The 22,919-nt window shown below is 73.0% G+C and carries 14 protein-coding genes; 4 read left to right on the forward strand and 10 right to left on the reverse strand.

The annotated features are described in order from the left end of the window. The first annotated feature begins 20 nt into the window (after window positions 1-20). Window positions 21-1,040: a LacI family DNA-binding transcriptional regulator gene (locus IL992_RS18160; protein ID WP_193204543.1), complete on the forward strand. Its 1,020-nt coding sequence runs from the start codon at window positions 21-23 to the stop codon at window positions 1,038-1,040. 91 nt (window positions 1,041-1,131) lie between these two features. On the opposite strand, the gene IL992_RS18165 is transcribed toward IL992_RS18160, so the two are convergent. Beyond that, the gene (locus IL992_RS18165) at window positions 1,132-1,722 is read right to left on the reverse strand and encodes a TetR family transcriptional regulator (protein ID WP_193204544.1); all 591 of its coding nucleotides are present in this window, start codon (window positions 1,720-1,722) and stop codon (window positions 1,132-1,134) included. 121 nt (window positions 1,723-1,843) lie between these two features. Between IL992_RS18165 and IL992_RS18170 the strand changes: the two genes are divergently transcribed. Then, the gene (locus IL992_RS18170) at window positions 1,844-2,797 is read left to right on the forward strand and encodes an SDR family oxidoreductase (RefSeq protein ID WP_193204545.1); all 954 of its coding nucleotides are present in this window, start codon (window positions 1,844-1,846) and stop codon (window positions 2,795-2,797) included. Between the two features lie 192 nt (window positions 2,798-2,989). Here IL992_RS18170 and IL992_RS18175 read toward each other — a convergent pair whose 3' ends face one another. The 9 genes from IL992_RS18175 to IL992_RS18215 are packed head-to-tail and all read right to left on the reverse strand — an operon-like array spanning window position 2,990 to window position 20,486. Continuing rightward, window positions 2,990-6,097: a non-ribosomal peptide synthetase gene (locus IL992_RS18175; protein ID WP_193204546.1), complete on the reverse strand. Its 3,108-nt coding sequence runs from the start codon at window positions 6,095-6,097 to the stop codon at window positions 2,990-2,992. Next, the gene (locus IL992_RS18180) at window positions 6,094-7,989 is read right to left on the reverse strand and encodes a non-ribosomal peptide synthetase (protein ID WP_193204547.1); all 1,896 of its coding nucleotides are present in this window, start codon (window positions 7,987-7,989) and stop codon (window positions 6,094-6,096) included. Before IL992_RS18180 ends, IL992_RS18175 begins: the two co-directional genes overlap by 4 nt. Window positions 7,990-8,002: 13 nt before the next feature. After that, window positions 8,003-9,442 carry a condensation domain-containing protein gene (locus IL992_RS18185; protein ID WP_193204548.1) on the reverse strand — a complete coding sequence of 480 codons (1,440 nt, stop codon included), beginning with the start codon at window positions 9,440-9,442 and terminating at the stop codon, window positions 8,003-8,005. Continuing rightward, window positions 9,439-9,654: an MbtH family protein gene (locus IL992_RS18190; protein ID WP_404804766.1), complete on the reverse strand. Its 216-nt coding sequence runs from the start codon at window positions 9,652-9,654 to the stop codon at window positions 9,439-9,441. The genes IL992_RS18185 and IL992_RS18190 overlap by 4 nt, the downstream gene beginning before the upstream one ends. Before the next feature lie 16 nt (window positions 9,655-9,670). After that, a complete protein-coding gene (locus IL992_RS18195) occupies window positions 9,671-11,449 on the reverse strand; it encodes a condensation domain-containing protein (protein ID WP_193204550.1) in 1,779 nt (592 codons plus the stop codon). Then, entirely contained in the window at window positions 11,446-11,679 is a 234-nt protein-coding gene (locus tag IL992_RS18200; RefSeq protein ID WP_193204551.1) for a phosphopantetheine-binding protein, read from the reverse strand. Before IL992_RS18200 ends, IL992_RS18195 begins: the two co-directional genes overlap by 4 nt. Next, a complete protein-coding gene (locus tag IL992_RS18205) occupies window positions 11,673-13,259 on the reverse strand; it encodes a condensation domain-containing protein (RefSeq protein WP_193204552.1) in 1,587 nt (528 codons plus the stop codon). The genes IL992_RS18200 and IL992_RS18205 overlap by 7 nt, the downstream gene beginning before the upstream one ends. 1 nt (window position 13,260) lies before the next feature. After that, entirely contained in the window at window positions 13,261-14,847 is a 1,587-nt protein-coding gene (locus tag IL992_RS18210; RefSeq protein ID WP_193204553.1) for a class I adenylate-forming enzyme family protein, read from the reverse strand. Further along, window positions 14,844-20,486: a non-ribosomal peptide synthetase/MFS transporter gene (locus tag IL992_RS18215; RefSeq protein WP_193204554.1), complete on the reverse strand. Its 5,643-nt coding sequence runs from the start codon at window positions 20,484-20,486 to the stop codon at window positions 14,844-14,846. The genes IL992_RS18210 and IL992_RS18215 overlap by 4 nt, the downstream gene beginning before the upstream one ends. Window positions 20,487-20,927: 441 nt before the next feature. Between IL992_RS18215 and IL992_RS18220 the strand changes: the two genes are divergently transcribed. Both IL992_RS18220 and IL992_RS48395 read left to right on the forward strand, forming a co-directional pair. Next, complete coding sequence (locus IL992_RS18220; RefSeq protein WP_193204555.1) at window positions 20,928-21,938, forward strand: thiamine pyrophosphate-dependent dehydrogenase E1 component subunit alpha; 1,011 nt, start codon at window positions 20,928-20,930, stop codon at window positions 21,936-21,938. After that, a complete protein-coding gene (locus tag IL992_RS48395; protein WP_193204556.1) occupies window positions 21,935-22,912 on the forward strand; it encodes an alpha-ketoacid dehydrogenase subunit beta in 978 nt (325 codons plus the stop codon). The genes IL992_RS18220 and IL992_RS48395 overlap by 4 nt, the downstream gene beginning before the upstream one ends. Window positions 22,913-22,919 lie beyond the last annotated feature (7 nt).

A 22,919-nucleotide genomic window follows, 5' to 3' on the forward strand; every position in this document is an offset into this window, starting at 1 on the left:
ACGATAAGGGGGCAGTATAGATGAACGGGGACCGCCGTTCCGGAGGCCGGCCGACTCTGGAAGCGGTCGCCGCACGCGCCGGGGTCGGCCGCGGCACCGTGTCGCGGGTCATCAACGGCTCGCCCAAGGTGAGCGACCGGGCCCGCGACGCGGTGTTACTGGCGATCCAAGAGCTCGGCTACGTGCCCAACCGGGCGGCGCGCACCCTCGTGACCAATCGGACCGACACCATCGCGCTGGTGGTGTCGGAGTCGGAGCAGCGCGTCTTCGACGAGCCGTACTTCGCCGGGCTGATCCGCGGCATCGGTTCCGCGCTGTCGGAGACCGGCCTCCAGCTCATCCTCACGATGGCGCAGAACCGTGCCGAGCACGACCGGCTGGAGCACTACCTGACCGGGCAGCACGTCGACGGCGTGCTGCTCACCTCGGTGCACGGCGCCGACCCGCTGCCGGGACGGCTGGAGGAGATGGGCGTGCCGACCGTGCTCGGTGGCCGCCCGGTCGGGCTCAACCCGTACAGCTTCGTCGACATGGACAACCGGGCCGGCGCCCGGCAGGCGGTCAAGTATCTGCTCTCCAAGGGCCGGACCAAGATCGCCACCATCGCCGGTCCGCAGGACATGGGCGTGGGCGTCGACCGTCTCGCCGGCTATCGCGACGCGCTGCTGGCCACCGGTATGACCGAGCGCGTCGCGTACGGCGACTTCTCCGAGGAGAGCGGGGAGGCGGGCATGCGCGACCTGCTCGCCCGCCACCCCGACCTGGACGCCGTGTTCACGGCCTCCGACCCGATGGCGGTCGGCGCCCTGCGGGTGCTGAAGGAGCAGGGCCTGGTCGTGCCGAACGACGTCGCGCTGATCGGTTTCGAGGACTCCAAGGTGGCGCTGCACACCGATCCGCAGCTCACGAGCGTGCACCAGCCGACCGAGGCGATGGGCCGGCAGATGGTCCAGCTCCTGATCGCCCGGATCAACGGCGAGCCGCTGGAGCAGCCGGTCGTCATCCTCGACACCCACCTGGTGATCCGCGCCTCCGCCTGACACGGCCGCGCAAACGACGAGACCGCCGCGCACCTGTAAGTGCGCGGCGGTCGCTTTGCTCGCGGGGTCGATGGCCTTGGATGGAGTGGTATCAGCCTTCAGGCCGCGCCTGTGCCGGCAGGGCGGTCACGGAGAGGGCGCGCAGGTCGTCGAAGGCTTGGAGGAGATGTGCGTCCAAGCTCTGTGAGGGGTCGTCGATCCAGGCGTGGACCGCTTGGTGAAAGGCGGCCCACCCGGTCTGAGCAGCCAGGCCGGCCAGCCGGTCGGTGACACCGCGCCGCCGCAGCGCCTCCGTCACGGCTTCGGCGATCGACGCGGCCTTGGCCAGGTCGCGTTCACGGAGTGCCGGTGTCGCCGCGATGACGTGTAGTCGTGGTTCGGCGAACGGGCGGTTGTCCTCAAGGATCCGTTCGACCTTCCGGAAGGCGCAGAGCAGTATTTCGAGCGGCTGGAGACCCTCGGGCGCTTCGGCTACCGCCTGCGTCAGAGCGGCGCGCAGGTCGGATTCGCCGTCGAAGAGCACCTCGCGCTTGTCCGGGAAGTGCCGGAAGAACGTGCGTTCGTTGACGCCGGCCCGGGCGGCGATCTCGGCCGTGGTGGTCTGGTCGAACCCGCGTTCCCGATACAGCTCCAGGGCCGCCTGCTGAAGGCGGCGGCGCGCTTCCGCTCCGCTTCGTGGCACCCTCCGAGGATACGCATATGTCAGTGACTGGCGCTACTTGACGCCATTGACTGGCGCTACCTAAGGTCAGTGACTGGCACTACATAGTGCCAGTCACTGACGTAACGCGGGAGAGTGTCACATGCATGTCTTCGTCACCGGTGGTTCCGGCCAGACCGGCCCCGCGGTCGTCGCCGAACTCATCGCGGCCGGTCACACCGTCACCGGTCTCGCGCGCTCGGATGCCGCCGCCGCCCGGCTGGAGTCACTGGGGGCCACACCACACCGCGGCTCCCTGGACGACCTCGACAGTCTGCGCAGCGGCGCCGAAGCCGCCGACGGCGTCCTGCACATGGCCTACGGCGGCGACTTCTCCGACCTCGACGACATGATGAGGCGCGACCGGACCGCGATCGAGGCGCTCGGCCGGCCGTTGGAACACTCGGGCAAGCCGCTCGTCGTCACCTCGGGCACCCTGGTCATGCCCGCGGGCCGGGAGGCCACCGAGAAGGACGAGCCCGACACGGCCGGGATCGCCGCCTTCCGCATCGCGGGTGAGCGAGCGTGTCTGAGCTTCGCCACCCGGGGAGTGCGCGCGATCGTGGTCCGCCTCGCTCCTACCGTCCACGGTCCCGAAGACCACGGTTTCATTCCCATGCTCATCGCCACCGCGCGAAAGACCGGCGTCTCGGCGTATATCGGAGACGGCACCAACCGGTGGCCCGCGGTGCACCGGCTCGACGCGGCGGTCCTGTTCCGCCTGGCAGTGGAGAAGGCGCCTGCGGGCAGCGTGCTACACGGAGTAGCCGAGAGCGGCGTCACCCTGAAGAGCATCGCAGAGACGATCGCCCGGGGCCTGGATCTGCCCACGGTCTCGCTGACCCCAGACGAGGCCGCCACGCACTTCGTCAGCCCGTTCATGGCCACCGCCTACGGCTTCGACGGGCCCGTCTCCAGCTCCTACACCCAGGAGCTGCTCGGCTGGTCGCCCACCCACCCGACACTGCTCGAAGACCTGGAGCACGGCGACTACGTGATTTCACGCCCTGCCGTCGAACCGCCGACGGGTGCGCGCCGAGCCGGAAGCGGTAGCTGACACCCCAGCTCAGGGCCTATTCGGCGGCTGGTGCCGCGTTGGGTGACGGCACCCCGGACAGCACGAGGCGGACGCCCGGACAACATGAGGCGGACGCCCAGACGGCACAAGGCGGACGCCCACGGAGCACAGGGCGGACGCCCAGGGAGCACAGGGCGGACGCCCAGGGAGCACAGGGCGCCCGCCTCGCGGTCAGCCGCCGGCCGACGAAAGCAGGCGCTCGGCCTCCTCCTCCGACATGTCCTCCAGCTCGGCGACCAGCAGATCCTCCAGCGCGACCGCCAGCTCGGCCACGGTGCGCCGCTCGAAGATCGTCCGCACCGGGACCTCCACCCCGGTCGCGCGGCGCAGCCTGGCCGCGATCCGCGTCGCGAGCAGCGAGTGCCCGCCCAGGGTGAAGAAATCGTCGTTCACGCCGATGGAGCCGGCGCCCAGCAGTTCCGCCCAGATCTCGGCCACCAGCAGCTCGGCGTCCGTGCCCGGCGGGACGTGCCCGGCCGACGGTGCCCGGACCGGCGCGGGCAGCGCCGCGCGATCCACCTTGCCGCGGCTGGTGAGCGGCAGCGCGTCGAGAACGACCCACGCGGTCGGGACGAGGTGGCGGGGCAGGGTCCGTGCGAGGTGCGCGGCGAGCTCCTCCCCGGTCGCGGTCCCGGTCACGTACGCCACCAGTTCCTCGGCGTGGACCGTCACGAACGCCTGACCGACGCCCGGATGGTCGAGCAGCCGTGCCTCCACCTCGCCCGGCTCGATCCGGAAGCCGCGGACCTTGAGCTGCCCGTCGAGCCGTCCGAGGAACTCCAGCGTGCCGTCCTGGTTCCAGCGCGCCCGGTCGCCGGTGCGGTAACGCCGCGATCCCGGCGGTCCGAGCGGGTCGGGGACGAAGGCGGCGGCCGTGAGCGCCGGTCGGCGCAGGTAGCCGCGTGCCACCCCGGCACCGCCGATGACAAGCTCGCCGATCACGCCCTTCGGAACCGGCGCACCGCCGGCGTCGAGCAGGTGGACCGTCGTCGCGCCGACGGGCCGGCCGATCGGCGGCCTGCCGTACGGCGCGCCGAGGTCGGTCGCGGTCGCGATGACCGCGGCCTCGGTCGGCCCGTAGGTGTTCACCAGGCGGACGCCGTCGCCGAACCGGCCGTGCCAGCGCGCCACCGCGCCGCCGGCCGCCTGCTCGCCGCCGATGACGACCAGACGGAGCGCGGGCGGCCAGGCGATCTGGTCGATCTCCTCGACCAGGTGATGCCAGTAGGCGGTGGGCAGGTCGAGCACCGTGACCCGCTCACCGCCCGGGGCGGCCAGCAGGTCGGGCAGCGTCGCCGCCCCGCCGGGCAGCAGCACCAGGGTCGCTCCCGCGGCGAGCGTCGGGAACACCTCTTCGAGGTGGGTGTCGAAGCTCAGCGACGCGAACTGGACGACGCGGTCGCCGGGCGCCAGGCCGTACTCCTCGCGCATCCACCGGATCCGGGCCGCGATGGCCCGGTGCTCGACGGCGACGCCCTTGGGCCGGCCGGTGGAGCCGGAGGTGGAGATCACGTAGGCCACGTCACCCGGACGCGTCCCGGCCGGTTCACCCTGATCGCCGGGGGCCGCCTCGTCCTCGCCGGCCAGCGGATCGACGGCGGCGAGCCCGGCGGGCAGCGCCCGGCTCGTGATCACGTGCGTCGCCCCGGCGTCCGCGAGTGAGAAGGCCAGCCGCTCGTCCGGCTCGTCCGGCTCGAACGGCAGGTAGGCCGCGCCGGCCCGCCAGACGGCGAGCAGCGCGCCGATCGCCTCGACCGAACGGGGAAGGCAGACGCCGACCACGTCGCCGGGGCGCACGCCCCGGGCCCGCAGCGCGGCGGCGAGCCGCGCCGCCCGCCGGTCCAGTTCGCCGTACGTGACCTCGGTCTCCCCGCAGACCACCGCGACGGCGCCTGGCGTGCGCCGGACGGTCTCCGCGATCATCTCGGGGACCGCAGGTCCGGGGATGTCGGCGCCGTCGCCGGCCATGGCACGGATGTCGGCCTCGTCGTCGCCGGTCCAGACGCGCAGCTCGGAGATCCGGCGATGCGGATCGGCCACGGCCGACTCGAGCAGGAGCAGGAAGCGGTCGGCGAGCCGGCGGACGGCCTCCGCCTCGTGCGGAGATCCGCTGGACCCGTCGTGACCGAACGACACGACGATCTCGCCGTCCTCTAACCACGCCTCGGCGTACAGGCCGAGCTTGACCTGCCGGTATCCGTCGGGGAAGAAGCCGACGGACAGATCGCCGAACGGCCGGGTGGGTCCCAGGTCCTGAGTGTGCAGGATGAACATGCTCGGCATCAGCGCCTCGGCGGGGTGCCCGATCCGCTCGAACGGGACCGAAGGCCGGCTCAGCGCCGTCAGCGCCTCCTGCCGGATGCGCCCCAGCAGTTCGGTGAACGACGGATCGCCGCCGAGGTCGCCGCGCAGCACGACGGTCTGCGAGAGGTAGCCGATCATCGGCTCCAACTCGACCCGGTCGCGGCCGGCCACGGCCGTGCCGACGAGGACGTCGGTGTGGCCGGTGTGCCGGTGCAGCAGCACCTGGTAGGCCGTCATGAGCACGGTGAACAGCGTGGTCCTGTGCTCGCGGGCGAGCCGGTCCAGCTCGCCCGCGACCTCCCGGCCCATCCGGACGACCTGGAAGCCCGCGCGATCCTCGTTGCCGACGCCCCCGCTCCCGATGGCGCAGGGAAGGTCGGGCGGCGGCGGATCGGCCAGCCGCTCCTGCCAGTACGGCACCGCGCGCTCGGCGCGGCGGCGCTGCCAGCGGGCGTAGTCGGACGGCTGGACCGGCAGCGGCGCCAGACTCGGCGCGCGCCCGTGCAGGCGCGCCGTGTAGCACTCCGCCAGGTCGTCGAAGAGGATCCCCAGCGACCAGCCGTCGCCGATGATGTGGTGCATCGTGACGCACAGGACGTGGTCCAGCGCGCCGATCGCGATGACCGCGACGCGCAGCGGCACGCCCTCGGCGAGGTCGAACGGCGCGTTCACCCGCTCGGCGACGAGCCGCCGGGCATGCTCCTCGTCGCCGGCCTGGATCCGCTCGACCGGCGGGAGGGATCCCGCCGCCCCGGGCGGCTCGGCGACCGCCCAGGGGACGCCGTCCTCCTCGTCGAACCGGGTGCGCAGGCCCTCGTGCCGGGCCACGACGTCGGCGAGGGCCTGTTCGAGGGTGTCGGTGTCGAGGGGCCCGCGCAGCCGGCGGACGGTGTACATGGTGTACGAGGCGTCGCGGGGATTCAGCCTCTGCAGGAGCCAGAGCCGTTCCTGGCCCGGCGACAGGGGCGCCCTCATGCGTCCGACGCCATCTCGTCGAGCACGGCCGCCAGGTCCTCGGCGCTGAGGCCGTCGAGCTCGTCGCGGAGCGCGGCGATCTCGGAGAGGTCCAGGTCGTCGTCGTCGAGCCGGTCCATCGCCGCGGCCAGGTCGGCCACCGTGGGGTTCTCGAACAGCACCACGATCGGCACGTTGATCGCGAAGCGCGCCTGGATCCTGGCGATGATCTGGGTGGCGGTCAGCGAGTGCCCGCCCAGCTCGAAGAAGTCGTCGTCGACGCCGACCGGCTCCGCGATGCCGAGCACCTCCCCCCACATCGCCGCGAGGTCCTCCTCCAGTTGGGTGGACGCAGGCCGGTACGGCCGACTTCGGGCCCTGGTCCACTCGGGCACGGGCAGGGCCTTGCGGTCGAGCTTGCCGTTGGGGGTGAGCGGCAGGGCGTCCAGCACCACGAGGTGCGCGGGCACCATGTACTCGGGCACGTCGCGGCGCAGCCGGTCACGCAGGGACGGCCACAGGTCGGTCCCCTCGGGCTCCCCTGCCACGCGCACGATGTAGGCGACCAGACGCGGCAGCGCGTCGGGACCGTCGCAGACGCCGACGGCGGCGTCGGCCACCTCCGGCGCGGCCCGCAGCACGCTCTCGATCTCGCCGAGCTCGATCCGGAACCCGCGCACCTTCACCTGCTGGTCGGCCCGGCCCAGGTAGTGAAGCCTGCCGTCGTCGATCCTGGCGAGGTCGCCCGTGGCGTACAGGCGGGCGCCGGGCGCTCCGGAGAACGGGTCGGGCAGGAACCTGGCCGCCGTCTGGCCCGGCATGCCCCGGTATCCCCTCGCCAGGCCGGCACCGCCGATGTGCAGCTCACCGGCCTCCCCGGGCGGCACGGGACGCCCGTCGGGGCCGAGGATGTGCACCGTCGTGTTGCCGATGGGCTCGCCCAGGTCGACGGGGGCCGGAGACGGGGCCACCCGCCCGGCCGTCGACCAGACCGTCGTCTCGGTCGGGCCGTACACGTTCCAGAGCCGGGCCCCGCCGTCGAGGAGGGCGTCGGCGAGATCGCGGGGCAGCGCCTCGCCCCCGCACAGCCGGGTCGCGACGTTCTCGGGAACCCCGCCGGATTCGAGCAGGATGCGCCAGCTCGCGGGGGTCGCCTGCATGATCGTGACGGCCTCGGCCACCGCGCGCGACCGCAGAGCGCGGCCGTCCGCCGTCTCGTGCCCCGACGCCACCACGACCCGGGCGCCGCAGGCCAGCGGCAGGAGGAGCTCGAGCACCGAGATGTCGAACGACAACGTGGTGACCGCCAGCCAGGCGTCGCGCGGGGTGAGCTCAAGCAGGGAGGCGAAGGACTCCAGCAGGTTGACCACCGCGCCGTGCGGCACGGCGACCCCCTTGGGCCTGCCGGTGGAGCCGGAGGTGTACATGAGGTAGGCCAGGTCGCCCACCGGACCGCCGGCCGGCACGTCGCCGTCGCCGGACGCCCCGCCCGCGACGGGAACGCCGTCCTGCGAAAGCTCGACGACGTCGGGGACGCCGTCGAGCAGCCGCGATTCGATCCCCTGGCCGGCCAGCACCAGCCGGATGCCCGCGTCCTCCCGCATGAACCGGAGCCGGTCCTCGGGGAATCCCGGGTCGAGCGGCACGTAGGCGCCGCCGGCCCGCCACACGGCGAGCAGGGCGACGACCATGCCGGGGCAGCGCTCCAGGCACAGGCCCACCGGGACCTCCGGGCCGACTCCGCGGGCGCGCAGCAGCGCCGCCAGCCGGTCGACCCTGTCGTGGAGCTCCCGGTATGTCAGCACGCCACCGGCGCCGCTCACCGCGACCGCGTCGGGGCTCGCGTCACGCCACCGGCGGATCAGCGCGAGCGCCGTATCAGGAGTGGTCACGCCGCTCACCGCGTCACTCACTTTCACGCACCTTTCACTTCGAGAACGCGCTCGAGAACGCGCTCGAGACCACGCCGCCCAGCGCGGACAGCGGGATGTCCGGGTCGGCCCCGGCCCGCCGTACGACCTCGGCGAAGCCGCCGACGAGGCGGCGCGCGGTCGCGGGCGCGAACAGATCGCTGCTGTAGTCGAGGACGCCGCCCAGCCCCTCCGGGCCCCGCCACAGGTCCATCGAGACCTCCGACTTGGTGTGACTGGGCGGGACCGTGTAGACCTCCCGGCCGAGGTCGGCCATCCGGGTGCCCAGCAGGTCGTCCTTGGGCAGGTTGTGCAGGTTGAACATGGCCTGGCACAGCGGCGGCCTGCTGATGTCGCGGGGGACGCGCAGCGCGGCCAGGACGTGCTCGAACGGCACCTCCGCGTGCCGCATCCCGGCCAGGGTCGTCTCCCGCACGCGGTCCAGCAGCTCGTGGAACGACGGGTCGCCGGACAGGTCGGCGCGCAGCACCATCGTGTTGCCGAAGTAGCCGATCAGCGGCGCCAGCTCGCTGCGGGACCGGCCGGCCACCGGCACGCCGACGCAGAAGTCGGTCTGACCCGACGCCAGGGCGAGGGTCGTCTGGTAGGCGGCGACCAGGGCCATGAAGGACGTGCAGCGCCGCTTCCTGGCCACCTTCTCCAACGGCGTGATCTCCTCCGGCGGCAGCAGCAGCTCCTCGCGTCCGCCGCGCCCGGACCACCGGGACGGCCGGGGGTGGTCGGCCGGAAGGTCCAGCGCGGGGGCTCCGGCCAGGAGGCGCGTCCAGTGCTCCAGGCCCTCCGTGTGGTCCCGCTGCCTCTCCTGTACGGCGAAGCGGGGATACTGCGTGGGCAGCTCCGGCAACTCGGGCTCACGCCCCTCGCGCCCGGCGGCGTAGCACTCCGTGAGCTCACGCATGAGCACGTCGAGCGACCAGCCGTCCATCACGATGTGGTGCAGGACGATGCACACCACGGCGTCGTCCTTGCCCGGCTCGGCCAGGCCGGTCCGCAGGGGAGGCCCGTTCTCCAGGTCGAACGGGCGCTCGATGAACTCCTTCAGCGCCCGGTCGAGGTCCGCCTCCCCCGAGAGCGCGATCTTCTCCAGCGGCACCGGCCCGGGCGGCAGCACGACCTGCACGGGGGCGTCCCCGCGCAGCCGGAAGCGGGTCCGCAGCACCTCGTGCCGTTCCACGATCCGGGTGAACGCGGCGGTCAGCGCGTCCACGTCGAGCGGCCCGCGCAGCCGCATGCACCAAGGCGTGTTGTAACTGGTGTCGCCGGGGTCGAAGCGGCTGAGGAACCACAGGCGCTCCTGTCCCGGCGACAGCGGCCACTCCTGCCCGCCGGGGTCCCGCGGCGCGCCCCCGAGGGAGCGCAGCAGCGCCGCCCGGCGCTCGGGGGGCAGCCCGGCCAGCTTCTCGATCAGCGCGGCGCGGCGCTCCGCGGTGGTCATCTGTCCCGGGAGCTCGGCGTTGCCGGGTCGCGAGAGCTCAGCGTTTCCGGGTCGCGAGAGCTCAGCGGTCGCATGTCGGTCCACACTGTCTCGATGTGGTCCAGGCACTCCTGCCGCGTGCCCGCGAAGCCGGTGGCCCGCCACCCGGCGGGCGGCTCGCGGTCGCTCCACCATACGGAGTACTGCTCCTCGTCGTTGACGACCACGAGCATCGGGGAGTCGGTCATGTCACCTTCCCAAAACGGTCATTGTGGAAGACGGGGTCCGCCCGCCGCCCTCGATCAGCCGGGGACAGGCGGGCCAGCCGGTCGGGTCGGCCGGCGGCGCCGCGCACAGGACGTAGTGGTGGGGGGCGAGCACGTCGGTCCGGCCGGCCGCGGCGCGCATCACGGCGGCGTGGACGGCCTCGGGCGTGTCCAGCCCGGGACGCGCGACGAGATATCCGGTCAGCCGGGCCGCCGCCCCGTCTGCGGTGTCGTCTCCGGAGTCCTCCACCACGACCGCGGCCGGGTCGGTCCCGCACACCCGGCGCAGCAGCGCCTCGCTCTCCGGCAGGTCCACCCAGTCGTGGCCGATCGCGGTCCACCCGGCGGGGCGCCGCACCGGGTCCAGCCCCGCGACCTTCGCGACCTGGTCCAGCGGCACCTCCTCGGAGAGCGCCCGGACCAGTAACTCCTCCAGGCCGGTGAGCATCCGCTCGGCGACGTCCCCGGGCAGGAAGGCGGTGTCCACCAGCACGTAGAACTCGCAGGTGGACGGGGCCGGGCCGGTGGCGAAGAAGATCCTCGCCTTGACCTTCGAGTAGGCACCGACGAAGAACGTCCTGGTCCGGCCCCGCAGTGCGGCGAGCGCCGCGGCGTCCCCGGGATCGACCGGCGGCAGGCCCTGCCAGCGGCCCGCCTGCCTGACGTCGTTGAAGAACGCGTCCAGGTCGATGTCGGCGCCGCGGTCCCACGCCTCCGCCTCCCACGCGGCCAGCACGAGCGCGGGATCGTAGTGCCCGTTCCGGTAGGTCGCCATCGTCCTGCGGTGTCCGCGCCGCAGCGCGTCGGCGAACGTGCCGGCCTCCAGGTCGATGACGCACAGCCCGTCCTGGGCGGCGGGGCCGGCCATCGCCTCCATCCCCGGGTGGTGCCGGTTGGACACGATGAGCTGCAGCGCCGCCGTGGAGTGCCCGGTGACGGCGGCCAGCAGCGCGGCGCTCGCGACCGTGAGCACGCTGGAGGTCGTCACGCCGTGCCGAGCGGCGAGCGCCTCGGCGGCGACGGCCGCCGCCGGAGACTCCATCCCGTGGCGGACGAAGCGCGGCTCCTCGGGTTCCCGCGCCGGGAAGTCGAACATCGAACGCGGTGCGGACGCCAGACCGGTCCGCCAGTGCCGCAGCGCCTGGCCGCCGGGCGGCGGATCCGACCGCTCGACGGCCGCCTGGTCGAGCGGCTGCCAGTCCGGGCCGGGCAGGTCCTCTCCGGCGACCAGCCTCGGCCACTCCGCGGCCACCATGTTCAGCGACCAGCCGTCGAGCGCGAGATGTGACAACGCGAGCGCCAGCGCGCGCGGCCGGCCCCCCTGGCAGACCACCGCGCACCGGATCGGCAGCTCGGCCGCGTAGTCGAACCCGGTCGCGGCCAGCTCGGCGGCCAGCGCCTTGGCCGCGCTCATCGGCTTGGCCGCCGCCTCGTACACGCCAACGGTGAGCCGGCCCTCGCGGTTCACCCGCTGACTGGTGCCGTCCCCGTCCCGGACGAACACCGTGCGCAGCGTCTCGTGCCGCTCGACGAGACGGCCCACGGCGCGCAGCACGGCGTCCAGGCCGGCCGCCCCGGTCACCGGCAGGGTCCAGGCCAGGTTGAAGTAGGGGTCGCCGTCGTCCAGCCACTGCGTGGAGCGCCAGATCCCCTGCTGGCCCCAGGTCAGCGCGGCCTGCCCGCCCCGTGCGCCGCGGAACTCCACGGTGCGCGGCGGCAGCGCCGTGAGACCGGTGACCCGCGCCGGCGCGCTCGCGGTCACTTCCGCTGCCCCGCGATGTGCTCGACCAGGCCGTCGAGCGTGTCGAGGTGGCCGCCGTCCAGGTCGACGTCGCAGTCGAACTCGGTCTCCAGCAGGTCGATCAGCCGGAGGTAGGCGATCGAGGTGAGGCCGAGCGCGGGCAGGCTGCAGTCCGCCGCCAGGATGTCGGCGGGGGCCAGGTCGCCGCCGCTCGCCTTCGACACCAGCTCGGCCACGCGTTCCCTCAGCATGCCTCCTCCCGCAGGCGGGCGACCTCCGCAGCGATCCCGTTGATCGTCGGCTCGTCGAAGAACACGTCGAAGGACAGCTCCACGTCCATGCGCTCGCGCACCTTCGCGATGATCTGGGTGATCGACAGCGAGTGCCCGCCGAGGTCGAACAGGTCATCGTCCGGGCCGATCTCCGGCATGCCGAGCACCTCGCGCCAGATGTCGCCCACCTCCGCGAGGTACGGCACGGCGTCCGCCTTGCCACCTGCTCTGGCCGGGGCCGGCTCCCCGGTCCGCGCGAAGGACGGCTCGACCGCGCCGCCGACCACCGGGGACGGCAGCGGCAGGTCGGCCACGTCGGCGTCCGGGGCCGTCGCCACCGCGCGCAGCAGGGCGAGCAGGTGCTCGGCGACGGTCTCGCAGCCGGAGCGGCTCAGGACGAGCGGGTTGAACTGCAGCCGGGCCGCTATGCCGTCCGGCGCGTCCACCACCTGCAGGTGCAGCGTGCCGCGCACCGCCTGGTTGAACGACATCCAGTCCACCGACGCCTCCACGCCGGGGAACTCCGGCGCGCTCCCGTCACGCCTGCGGTAGCTGACCGAGACCGGCGTCAGCGCGGTGCGCGGGCTCACGCCGCCGACCGCACGCGCGAGCGGCACCTGCCGGAACCGGTAGACGGCCCGCAACTCCTCGCGTACGGCGTGGGCGAACTCGGCGAACTTCCCGCCGGGCGGCGGGGCCGGCACCGGCAGCTCGTTCACGAACAGGCCGATGTGACCCCGCGTCTCCTCGGTCCTGGTCGACAGGTCGACGGCCACCGCCGCGTCCTCGTTGCCGTACGCCGCGAGCAGGGTGTGCACGGCGGCGAGCACCAGCTCGAACCGGGTGACGCCCATCTTGTCCGCGGCGACGGCGAGGTCGGCGGGCAGCGCGAAGTCGACGGCGTCGCCGGCCGCGGCGCGGGTCGAGACCCCGGAAAGTCCGGGGAGCCGCAGGTCCTGCCGGTCCCGCCAGCGGTCGCGCCAGAACTCGGCGGCATCGCCGAGCAGCTCGGCCACCCGGGCGTTCTCCCGCTCCACGGCCTCGCCGTACGTCAGGGGAAGGGCCGGCGACGGCAGCCCGGCGTAGGCGTCGGCCAGGCCGCGCACCAGGATGTCTTTCGACATGCCGTCGAAGACGGCGTGGTGGGCGACGAAGACGAGCAGGTGCCGCTCCGGCGCGAGCCGGAACACCGTGAATCGGGCCGTCGGCCCGCTTCCCAGGTCCAGGGCGAGCGACGCCTCGCGGTCGACCAGCTCGCCGGGCTCACGCCCTGCGTCCTCGAACCCGGTGGCGTCCTCGGACCGGATCGGCGGCGGCACGGCGGCAGGCGCCAGGCGCACCACGCCGTCCCGCTCCGCCAGGGCCGCGGCCAGCTGGGGATGCGCGCGGACCACGTCGTGGCAGGCGGCCAGCAGCCGGTCCACGTCGAGTGGGCCGTCGAACCGGATGGCCAGCGGCATGTGGTACACCCGGCCCCCGCAGCCCATCTGCTCCGTTATCCACATGCCGTGCTGTGCGAGGGACGCCTGCTCCCCCTCGCCGATGAGTGTCGGTGACATCTCACTTGCCTTCCGTCGTGCTGATCACGGAGTCGCCCAGCAGCGCGGGCAGCTCCTTCTTGATGACCTTGCCTGACTGGTTCCTGGGCAGGCTGTCGACCACGAGGACCCGTTCGGGCAGCTCGTGCCAGGCCAGCCGGTCCATCAGGAAGGCGCGCACCTCGCTCTCCGACAACCCAGGGCTTTCCGACAATCCCGGGCTTTCCGGCAGTCCGGACGACCGGGGCACGATCGCGGCGCCCAGCACGGAGCCGAGCACCGGATGCGGGAGCCCGAACACGGCCGCCTCGGCGATCCCCGGGTGCTCGTGAAGCGCGGCCTCCACCTGGAGCGTGGACACCTTGAACGCGCCGGTCTTGACCACATCGCTCTCCCGGTCGACCAGGTAGAGGTAGCCGTCGGCGTCCACGTATCCGACGTCGCCCATGCGCACCCAGCCGTCGCGGAACGACCGGGCGCTGGCCTCGGCGTCGCCGTAGTAGGACCGGGTGGCGGTGGGCGACCGCATCCACACCTCGCCGGTCTCCCCGGGCGGGAGCGGGTTGCCCTCCTCGTCGGTGATGCGCAGCGAGCCGCCGAACGCGGGCCGCCCCAGTGCGGCGGGCCGCGTCCGGTCGTAAATCATGATCGTCTGCGCGGGGGCGGCCTCGGTGGACGTGTAGTAGTTCGTCACGGTCGCGTTCGGGAAGGCCGTCGCCAGGCGTTCCGACAGGGCGGGGGGAAGCGCGGCCGCCGCCGACCCCAGCAGCACCACGCTGGACATGTCGTGCCGCTCGTGCAGCCCGGCGTCGAGCAGCTCGATCGCCATGGAGGGCACCAGGAACACGGTGCCGGGGCGGTAGGTCTCGATCAGCCGGGCGAACCGGCCCGGCGTGAACCTCGCCGGGGTCAGCACGGTCGGCCGGGCGTCCAGCGCGTTGATCAGCATGGTCTGGCCGGCGTTGGTGCCGATCGGGAAGGCGTGCAGCAGGTGCCGCGAGTGGGCGAACCTACGGTGCTTGGGCTGCGTGACGCACCCGTAGGCCAGGTTGGCGTGGCTCGCGCCGACCCCCTTGGGCCGCCCGGTCGTGCCGGAGGTGTAAAGGATCTGCGCCAGGTCGCCGGGCCGCACCCGCGGCCCTTCCTGCGCCGGCTCCGCCGCGAAGCCGGCTTCCAGCTCCGCCGGGGTCGCGGTCCACCGCTCCGGGGCCCTCTCCCCCGGTCCCGACCCCGTCGGCGCCGCGAGGTCCCGGCCGAGCAGCACCGCCGACGCCGCGCAGTGCTCGATCATGTAGCGCAGCTCGGCCGGCGCCAGCCGATCCGACATCGGCACGGCCACCGCGCCCGCCTTGAGCACGCCGAAGAACGCCACGGCGAAGTCGATCCAATCGCGGCTGCCGAAGTGCAGCGCCACCCGGTCGCCCGGGGCGACGCCCCGGTCCGCCAGCCCGGCGGCGAGCGCCGCCGACCTGCGGTCCCACCCGGCGAAGGTGAGCTGCCCCTGCCCCTCCACGATCATCGCGACGCCGTCCGGTTCCTGCCCTGCGCGCAGCCGCAGCAGCTCCGGCACGGTGAGCGCGGGCGTCCCCCGCGTCCTCGTCCCCGTCATGCGAGCTCCTTCTCGGGTTCGCGGGCCGTCCGTGTGTCCGCGGGTGCGTCCGTACGGTCGCCGGGGCTGGCGTCCGCCGTCCGGGCGGCCGCGATGCGTTCGGTCAGGGCCTGGTAGCCGACGACGTCGTCCGGCAGGGCGTCGGGCACGTCGGTGTCGAACCGGCGCAGCACCCGGACCCGCAGCGCGACCAGGGCGATGACGGCGATCGCCACCGCGAAGCAGGCGTACATGAAGCCGATCCCGCGGCCCGGACCGGTGCCGAGCATCGCGCCCGCCGTGCCGGCGAGCGGCCCGTCCGGGGCGAGCAGCGGCTCGAAGACCTGCGCGCCGTACGGCGCGACCAGGCCGAACCCGATCGGCAGGGTGGACCAGGCGATCAGCGTGTTCAGCGCGATGACCCGGCCGTGGAACCGCTGCGGCACCTTGACCTGGATGATCGTGGCGTAGACGCCGTTCAGCAGGGTGAGGCACAGCGACATGCCGAACGCGCCGACCGCGATCAGGAACAGGTCCGCGCGCAGCCCGGTCAGCAGGCAGAACACCGACAGGGCGAGCGTGGACAGCAGCACGCCGAACAACCGCCGGCGGCGCGGGCCGCCCCAGGCGGCCATGCCCAGGCCGCCGAGGAAGGCGCCGAGTCCGCCCGCGAACGACACCCGGCCGACCTCGGCCAGCGACGCGAACGACAGCACCAGCGGCGAGATCATCAGGAACAGCGGGGACAGGAAGACGTTCAGCACCGCGAAGTAGAACAGCATCGCGCGGAAGCCTCGATGGCCCCAGGAGTGGCGGATGCCGCCCATCATCTCGGCGAGCACGCTCTCCCGCCGCTTCCAGGCCATCGTCGCCGGGAAGCGGATCAGCGCGACGGTGAGCGTGGCGACGACGTAGCTGGCCACGTCGATGACGAGGATGCCCTCCAGCCCGATCGCCGCCATCAGTCCGACCGCGATCAGCGGCACGATGAGCTGCGCGGTGCCGGTGGCCATCTGGACCACGCCGTTGGCGTGCCCGAGGAACCGTTTCGGCACGAGCTGCGGGATCGCCGAGCCGTACGCGAGCCGTTGGAAGGTGAGCGAGACGGACAGGCAGACCAGCAGCGGGTAGATGTGCCAGACCTGCAGGTTGCCGGTCCACAGCAGCAGTCCGAGCGCGAGCTGGGTGCCGCCTGCGGCCGCGTCCCCGGCGATCATGACCTTCCGCCGGTCGAACCGGTCGACGATGGTGCCGGCCAGCGGGGCGACGAGCATGCCGGGCAGCAGGCCGAGCACGGAGAACAGCGCGAACCGGGCGAGCGAACCGGTGGTGAGGTAGATCCACAGCGGGATGGCGAACTCGGTCAGCGCGGAGCCGGTGATCGAGACGAGCTGGCCTGCCGCGACCACGAGGAAGCGCCGCATGCTGGGCGGCGGGCCGACGTGCACCCGTGTGCCCGCCGCGCCGTCCGGGTCGTCCTGCGCCCCGCTCACCTCGGCCTCAGCCCCGTTCTCTGCGGCCTGGGCGGAGCGGCGCGAGACGCCCTGCAGCCACCAGGTGCGGCCCTCGTCCCGTTCCATCCCCTCCGTGCGCCCGGAGGCGAGGGCGTCGTGCGTGCCGGTGACGATCTCGGCCAGCTCGTCGCTGCGGTATCTCAGGAAGAAGTGCCCGGCCTCGTCGAGGACGACGCACGCCGTCTCGTCTGACAGGCAGTGCCACTCCTTGTAACGTTCCTGGTAGAACTCGGCCGCCGGGTCGCGTTCGCCGACCACGGCGATCACCGGCGCGCGCAGCGCCGGGCCGCCGCCCTCCTCGAAGATCCGCGTGAAGTACCGCTCGGCGGCGCGGGTGCCTTCGCGGCGGTTGTGCACGATCAGTTTGACCTGTTCCCGGCCGAGGTCCTCCACGTCGAGCCCGGCGGCGGTCAGGGCGTTGACGCGCTGCTGGTCACTGGTGAGCTTGTCGAAGAAGGTGCCGAGCCAGTTCATGCCACGGCCCGGCCGGGCGAAGGGGAACACGCCGCCGAGGTACAGCGCGTCCACCGTGCGGCCGTCCGCCTCCAGCCTCCGGGCGATCTCGGCGGACAGCATGACGCCGAGGCCGCAGTGGCCGTACAGCACCAGCGAGCCGCCGTTCCTGTCCATGATCTCGGAGATCTCGGCCACGCAGCCGAGCACGACCTCGTCGAACGGCCGGGACTCCTCGCCCAGCTCGTGACCGGGCACGGCGACCGAGTAGAGCGCCCAGTCGTCCGGCAGCGCGTCCGCGAGCGGCTGGTAGACGACCGCGCTCCCCCCGCCGTACGGCACGCACACCAGGGTGGTGGTGGCGGGCCTGGCGGGGGTGAGCCGGTGCAGCAGGGAGCGCGGCACGTCCCCCTCGGCCGTGAGCAGCCGGGCCAGCTCGCGGACGGTGCGGTGCTTGAACACGTCGAGCACCGTGATCTGCCGGTCCGGATGCGCCTTGCGCAGCCGGGCGATGACCCGCATCGCCAGCAGCGAGTGGCCGCCCAGCGCGAAGAAGTCGTCGAGCGCCCCCACGCGCTCGACTTCCAGCACCTCCGCCCAGACGCGTGCCACGTCCTCCTCGGCGCCGGGCGCCGGGGCGACGTATTCGGCCGCCGCCACGTCGGCCTCCGGCTCGGGCAGCCGCGAGCGGTCCACCTTGCCGTGCGACTTGAGCGGCAGCTCGTCCAGCCAGGCGTACCGCGAGGGGATCATGTACGCGGGCAGCCGGTCGGCCAGCCACGCGCGCACCGCCGCGCTGTCCGGTCGTGCGCCGTCCACGGCGTTTTCCGCGTTCCCGGCGGCGGGGACGGGGACGAGGTAGGCGACGAGCTGCTCGCCGCGTGGCTCGACCACGGCCTGGGCGACGTCCGGATGGTCGGCGAGCACCGACTCGACCTCGCCGAGCTCGACCCGGTAGCCACGGATCTTCACCTGCAGGTCGCGGCGGCCCAGGAACTCCAGATCACCCGAGGAGGACCACCGGCCGAGGTCCCCGGTGCGGTACATGCGCGACCCGGGCGGGCCGTACGGGTCGGGGAGGAACCGGTCGGCGGTCAGGCCGGGACGGTTCAGGTAGCCGCGGGCCAGCCGGTCGCCGCCGAGGTAGATCTCCCCCGGCACTCCGGCGGGCACCGGCCGCAACCGCTCGTCCAGCACGTACGCCCGCGCCCCGGGCAGCGGCGAGCCGATCGGCAGGCTCACGCTCGCCTCGGCCGGGCCGTCGGGAGCGGGCAGCCGGGCGACGTCGTAGGTGGTCACGCCGACGGTGGCCTCGGTCGGCCCGTAGTGGTTGACGACCCGGCAGCGGCCCAGCGCCGCGAGCTCGGCCGCCCAGCCACGCGGGGCCGCCTCTCCGCCCAGCAGCAGCAGCTTCCTGGGCAGCAGGTCGTCCGGCCCGGCGTCGGCGAGCAGCGCGGCGAGGTGGGATGGAGTGATCTTGAGGTAGTCGATCCCGGTCCGCCGGAAGATCTCCGCCAGCTCGGGACCGGCGGTGCGCGAGGGCACCAGGTGCAGGGTGCCGCCGGTCATCAGGCACAGGTAGAAGACCGTGACGCCGAAGTCGAAAGCGAGGGACTGGAGCAGGGCGAAGGACGAGCCGGGCTCCACGTCCAGCCGCTCGCGCACCCCGGCGAGGTAGACCATGACCTCGTGGTGCTGCACCGCGACGCCCTTGGGCCGCCCGGTGGTGCCGGAGGTGTAGATCACGTACGCGAGGTCGCCCGGCGCCGTCTGCTCCTCGGCGGGGAACCCCGGCGCGTCGTCGCCCGTGTGGTTGCCAATGGGATCGCCAATGGGGTCGTCCGTGTGGTCGTCGAGGTACACGGCGGTGATGTCCACGGCGCCGCCGTCAGATCCGGGCAGCCGGTCGCGCAGGTCCGGGCTGGTCACGACGATCGCCGCCCCGGCGTCGGCCAGGACGTACTCGAGCCGGCCGCGCGGGTGCTCCGGGTCGAGCGGCAGGTAGGCCGCGCCCGTCTTGAGCACGCCGAGCACCGCGACCGCGAGCCCGATGGACTGCTCCAGGCAGATCGCCACACGGTCGTCGCGCCGTACGCCGAGCCCGCGCAGCCGCCGGGCGAGCCGGTCGGCCGCGGCGTCCAGCTCGGCGTACGTGAGGGCGTCGCCGCCGCAGGCGACGGCGGTCGCGGACGGGGTGCGGGCCGCCTGCGCGGCGATCACCTCATGCAGGGCCGACGCCCCGCCGAACGCGTCCGCCGGGGGCGTCTCGGCCTCGGGACCCGCTCCCGCGAACCCCAGCACGCGGTCGCGCTCCGCCGCCGGGAGCAGCTCCAGGTCCGACACCCGCGCGTGCGGGTCGGCGACGATCGACCTGAGCAGGTTCTCGAAGCACTCCGCCAGGCGCTCGATCGTGGCCGGCCGGAACAGCTCGGTGCGGTAGGTGAAGTTGCCTCGCAGGCCGTCGCCCTGGTCCATCAGGTAGAGCGCGAGGTCGAACCGGCTGGCGGTCACCTCGAACGGGTACGCCGACATGGTCAGGCCCTGGGTGCGCAGCGGGGCCGACCGGTAGTTCTGCAGCGCGAACATCACCTGGAACACCGGCGACCTGCTCACGTCGCGCTCGACGCCGAGCTCGCCGACCAGGCGGTCGAAGGGCAGTTCCTGGTGGGTGTAGGCGTCCAGCGCCGTCTCACGCACCCGGCCGAGCAGCTCGGTGAAGGTCGGGTCGCCGGACAGGTCGGCCCGCATCGGCAGCGAGTTGATGAAGAGCCCGACCACCCGCTCCAGCTCCGGGAGGTCGCGTCCCGACACGGGCGACCCCACCGCGAAGTCGTCCTGACCGGAGTAGCGCGCGAGGAGCACCTGGTAGGCGGCGAGCAGCGTCATGTACAGCGTCGCGCCGTTCTCCCCGCCCAGCGCCGTCAGCGCGTCCACCAGCTCGCGGTCCAGCGCGACACCGTGGGCGGCGCCCGCCGACCCCTGCTCCGGCGGGCGCGGCAGGTCGGTCGGCAGTTCCAGCGGCGGCAGCCCGGCCAGCCGCTCCCGCCAGTAACGGATGTCGTCCTCGTGGGTCCGGCCGCGTTCCCACAGCGCGTAGTCGCCGTACTGCACGGGCGGGGCGGCGAGCCCGGCGTCGGTCCCGGTCCGGTACGCCTCGTGCAGGGCGAGCAGCTCCTCCATCACGATGTCGCAGGACCAGCCGTCGGTGACGGTGTGGTGCATGGTCAGGAGCAGCACGTGCTCGCGGGCGCCGAGCCGGACCAGGAGCAGCCGCAGCAGCGGGCCGGTCGCCAGGTCGAACGGCCGGCCCAGCTCCTCCTCGACGGCCGCGGGGTCGTCCGACAGCCGCAGCTCGACCACGGGCTCGTCGTCCAGCACGATCTCCGGCGTCCCGTCGTCGGTGGTGACGAACCGGGTGCGCAGGCTCTCGTGGCGCCGGGCCACCTCGGTGAGGGCGCGCCCCAGGGCCGCGTCGTCGATCTCACCGCCGTCCAGCCGGACGGCGAAGGCGACGGTGTAGGCGGTGGTGCCCGGGGCGTACTGCTCCAGGAACCACAGGCGCTCCTGGGCGTGCGAAAGCGGCGGGTGGGTGCCGACCGGCCGCGGCGGCACGGTGACCCTCGCGGCTTTCCCGGCTTTGAGCCGCTGCGCCAGCAGCGCCTGCTTGGCCGGTGAGAGGCCGGTCCGGGTCACGACGCCGGCACCTCGGTTGAAATTTGCATTAAGAACATGGCATTCCTCTGTGCGCTCTGCGCCCCGGTACGCCGGCGATTTATACGAAGACGCGGGCGGCCAACGATCCGCCGGCGGTGGAATCACCGCCGGTGAGCTTCCTGCCTGGTGCCTGGCGCGGCGCGGGATCCGCCGCCGCTCGCGCCGGTAACCCCCATTTCGGACGCGGTAGTGGGAACGCTCCCACGGCAGTGGAGGCTAGGGATCGCGCCTTTCGTTCGTCAAGTGTCATGGAAGTTTCTGTCCGTTATTAGCCCCAAGGCGGGGAATGTGCGGTTATTGCTGCAGATCACGGACAATGCGGTCTTAATCTCCCAAATTCCCCGCATGACCAGGGATTGACAGCGCCTCTTACCCCACCTACCCTCCGTGGGAGCGCTCCCAGGCAGGACGCTCCTGTCAATGGATGCCGTGGTGCTCCTGTCCCTGGCAGCGGGGCCCGGCGTCGAGCGCGCCCTCGACCAGAGACGCACCAGGAGCGGACCACCTGTGATCGTCACCGCTGCACCGCCCCGGAGCCCGCGGCATACCGTCAACGACGGGGATCTCCGCTCACTCCTCCTCATCCGCCACTTCGAACGCGCCCTGCTCCGCCTGTTCGAGCAGGGCGTGCTGAGCGGCACCACCCACACCTGCCTCGGGCAGGAGTACATCCCCGTCGCGCTGTCGGCCCTGCTCCGCGACGACGACTTCGTGTTCAGCAACCACCGGGGGCACGGCCACTTCCTCGCCCGCCATCCCGACCCGCACGGACTGCTCGCCGAGATCATGGGGCGGGAGGGCGCGCTGTGCGGGGGCGTCGGCGGCAGCCAGCACATCTACCACCGGCGTTTCCTGTCCACGGGGGTGCAGGGCGAGAGCCTCCCCGTGGCGACCGGGGTGGCCCTGAAGCTGGCCGGCACGGGAGCGCTGGCCTGCGCGTACATCGGAGACGGCACCTGGGGCGAGGGCGCCGTCTACGAAGCGCTGAACATGGCGTCCCTATGGCGGGTGCCGCTGCTCGTCGTGGTCGAGCACAACGGCATCGCCCAGTCGACCCCCACGTCCGCCCAGATGGCCGGCACCATCGCCGCCCGGGCGGCGGCCTTCGGCGTCCGCCACCACCACGTCGCGTCCACCGACGTGGGCGAGATCAGGGAGGTCCTCGCCCCGCTGGTCGACACCGTGCGTGCCGAGCCGTCCCCACTGGTCGTCGAGTTCGCCACGCACCGCCTCGGACCGCACAGCAAGGGCGACGACACCCGCCCGCCTGAGGAGATCCGCCGGGCCCGGGAGTCCGACTGGTACGACGCGTACGCCGAGGCCGATCCCGACCGGTTCGCCCGGATCGACCGGGAGCAGCGAGAGCTCGTCGAGCGGGTGGTCGCCGAGGTCTCCGCCCGCCCCCACGCCCGGCCGGGAGGATCGGCGTGACCAGGGTTGCCGAGCACCTCAACCAGGCGCTGCACGATCTCATGGAGTCCGACCCCTCGGTCCACCTGCTCGGCGAGGACGTCAGCGACCCGTACGGCGGTGCGTTCAAGGTCACCCGCGGACTGTCCGGCCGGTTCGGCTCCCGGGTGAGGTCCACGCCGCTGAGCGAGGGCGCGATCACCGGGGTCGGAGCCGGGCTGGCCCTGGCCGGCGACAAGGCCATCGTCGAGATCATGTTCTCCGACTTCGTGGCGCTGGCGTTCGACCAGATCACGAACTTCGCCGCCAAGTCCACCTCCATGTACGGCAGGCCCGTGCCGGTGCCGCTCGTGGTGCGCTGCCCCACGGGCGGAAACCGCGGCTACGGCCCGACCCACAGCCAGAACCCGCAGAAGCACTTCATCGGCGTGCCGGGGCTGTCCCTGTTCGAGATGACGCCGTTTCACGACGCGGGCGAGCTGTTCGCCCGGATGTTCCGGCTGGCGCGGCCCTGCCTGTTCTTCGAGGACAAGGTCCTGTACACGCGGCAGATGTACCGCACGGACGACCTGTTCCGCTTCGAGCTGGTGGACGACGTGGCGCGGGTGTACCTCGACGGCGCGGGCCGGCCCGACTGCACGCTGGTCACCCATGGCGGGCTCGTCCACCGGGCGCTCGACGCCGTGCGGGCGCTGCTCCTCGAGGACGACCTGGTCTGCGAGCTGCTGGTGCCCGCCCAGCTCTACCCCGTGCCCCATCTGTCGGGGCTGGAGGACGCGCGGCACGTGTGCGTCGTCGACGACGGAACCGAGGGCGGCACCTGGGCGGCCGAGGTGGCCACGGCGCTCTACCCGCGCCTGTGGGGCCGCCTGCGCCGCCCGATCACACTGGTCAACTCGGCGGACGGGGTGATCCCCGCCGCCCCCCATCTGGAACGCGAGGTGCTCGTGCAGGCCGACAGCATCAGGGCCGCGGTGAGGGAGGCGCTGTCTTGACTTCCTC

The sequence above is a fragment of the Microbispora sitophila genome (assembly GCF_014892245.1).
Lineage (GTDB): Bacteria > Actinomycetota > Actinomycetes > Streptosporangiales > Streptosporangiaceae > Microbispora > Microbispora siamensis.